2 protein-coding genes are annotated in these 2,470 nt (G+C 63.0%); both read right to left on the bottom strand.

Annotation, left to right across the window (positions count from 1 at the left end):
- Nucleotides 1-4: 4 nt before the first annotated feature.
- Nucleotides 5-1,084, bottom strand: coding sequence for a TRAP transporter substrate-binding protein (locus QZH66_RS15085; protein WP_305806731.1), 1,080 nt, complete (start codon nt 1,082-1,084; stop codon nt 5-7).
- A gap of 295 nt (nt 1,085-1,379) precedes the next feature.
- On the bottom strand, nt 1,380-2,470 hold a 1,091-nt coding region (locus QZH66_RS15080), incomplete at its 5' end, for a TRAP transporter substrate-binding protein (RefSeq protein ID WP_305806730.1).

Here is a 2,470-nt window from a genome sequence, read left to right as displayed (position 1 = left end):
GGAATCACAGCTTCTGGCGCTGCATGAAGGTATCGAAGCTACCTTCGGCGAAGCGGAACCACAGCACCTGGTCGCGCTGGAAGTTGCGGTAGTCGCCGTAGATCTTCTTCCAGTCGGGGTTCTTGGCGTCGAGCTCGGAGTAGACCTCCATCGTGGCCTTGAACGAGGCGTCCATCACCGACGGCGGGAACGGCAGCACCTTGGTCTTGGCGCCCACCAGCTGCTTGAGCGCGCCGGGGTTGCGGGCGTCGTAGCGGGCCTGCGTCACCACATGCGCCTCGTGCGCGGCGGCCTGCACGATGGCCTTGTACTCCGGCGACAGGCTGTTGAAGGCCTTGTCGTTGATGTAGAACTCCAGGTTCAGGCTGCCTTCCCACCAGCCGGGGTAGTAGTAGAACGGCGCCACCTTGTTGAAGCCCAGCTTCTGGTCGTCGTACGGCCCGATCCACTCGGCCGCATCGATGGTGCCCTTCTCCAGCGCCTGGTAGATTTCGCCGCCCGGAATGTTCTGCGGCACGCCGCCCATGCGCTCGATCACCTTGCCGGCAAAGCCGCCGACGCGGAACTTCAGGCCCTTGATGTCGGCCGGCGACTTGACCTCCTTGCGGAACCACCCGCCCATCTGCGCGCCGGTGTTGCCGCCGAGGAAGTTGACGATGTTGTACTTGGCGTAGAACTCGCGCATCAGCTTGTGGCCGTTGCCGTCCACCATCCAGGCGGTGAGCTGGCGCGAGTTCATGCCGAATGGAATGGCGCCGCCAATGGCGAAGGCCTCGTTCTTGCCGAAGAAGTAGTACGGCGCGGTGTGCGCGATTTCGACCGTGCCGCCCTGCACGCCATCGACCACGCCAAAGGCCGGCATCAGTTCGCCGGCGGCGTGCACCGAGACTTCAAACTTGCCGCCCGACATCTCCTTGACCGCCTTGGAGAAGACCTCGGCCGAGCCATAGATGGTGTCGAGCGATTTTGGAAAGCTCGACGCCAGGCGCCAGCGCACCGCTGCCTGTGCATGGACAGCCGGCGCCACGCCAGCGGCCAGCACGCCGGCGATGCCGGCATTCTTGATGAGGGAACGACGATCCATAACAAATCTCCTGTGGGAAAAGAAAAGAGNTCGACGCCAGGCGCCAGCGCACCGCTGCCTGTGCATGGACAGCCGGCGCCACGCCAGCGGCCAGCACGCCGGCGATGCCGGCATTCTTGATGAGGGAACGACGATCCATAACAAATCTCCTGTGGGAAAAGAAAAGAGTGCGTCTGCCGGGTACGGCGCGCGAAAAAAAACCGGTGCCTCCATCCGCCGTAAAGGTGGCATGGAGGCGCCGGCTGTTGGTGCGGCAATGCATGTGAGCATGGGCCGCATCCAATACGGTGCGAACTCAGAGTTTGACGGTGGCCATGTAGTTGTTGAAGCGCAGCTCGGAATGGCGCTCCCACAGCAACTGGTCGCGTTGGAAGGCGCGCATGTCCTGGTGGATCTTCTTGAACTCGGGCGACTTGGCTTCGTGCGCGGCAAACACTTCCATCGAAGCCTTGAAGCCGGCGTCCATCAACTCCTTCGAGAACGGCTTGAGCTGGGTCTTGGCGCCCACCAGCTTCTTGAGTGCGATCGGGTTCACGGCGTCGTACTTGGACGTCATGTCGCGGGCTGCCACGGCCGTGGCCGCATCGACGATGGCCTGGAACTCGGGCGACAGGGCCGCGTAGGCCTTGGTGTTGATGAAGAATTCGAGCTCGGCGCCGCCCTCCCACCAGCCGGGGTAGTAGTAGTAAGGCGCGACCTTGTTGAAGCCGAGCTTTTCATCGTCGTAGGGGCCGACGAACTCGACCGCATCGAGCGTGCCCTTTTCCAGCGCCTGGTACACGTCGCCGGCAGGCATGTTCTGCGGCACCACGCCGAGCTTTTGCATGGCTTCGCCGAACAGGCCGCCGCCCATGCGCATCTTCAGGCCCTTGAGGTCGGCCACGGTCTTGATTTCCTTGCGGTACCAGCCGCCCATCTGCGTGCCGGTGTTGCCGGAGCTGCGGCTCTTGATGTTGTAGTTGGCGTAGAACGCGTCCATCAGCTTGCGGCCGTTGCCGTGCTCCATCCAGGCGTCCATCTGGCGCGCGGTCAGGCCAAAGGGCACGGCGCAGCCGAAGGCAAAAATGGGGTCCTTGCCGGTGAAGTAGTAAGGCGCGGTCTGCGCCATTTCGATGGTGCCGTTCTGGATCGCATCGACCACGCCGAAAGCCGGCATCAACTCGCCTGCGGCGTGCACGGACACTTCAAACTTGCCGCCCGACAGGGCCTTGACCGTCTTGGCAAACATTTCGGCGCTGCCGAAGATGGTGTCGAGCGACTTGGGAAAGCTCGACGCCAGGCGCCAGCGCACATTGGCTTGCTGCGCATGGGCTGCAGGCGCCACGCCGGCTGCCAGCACACCCGCAAGACCCGCATGTTTGATGATTGAACGACGGTCCATGTAAA

It is taken from the genome of Stenotrophomonas sp. YIM B06876 (assembly GCF_030711595.1).
GTDB lineage: Bacteria > Pseudomonadota > Gammaproteobacteria > Xanthomonadales > Xanthomonadaceae > Stenotrophomonas.
Note: the sequence above shows the minus strand (reverse complement) of the source record. Positions and strands in the feature narration are given on the sequence as shown.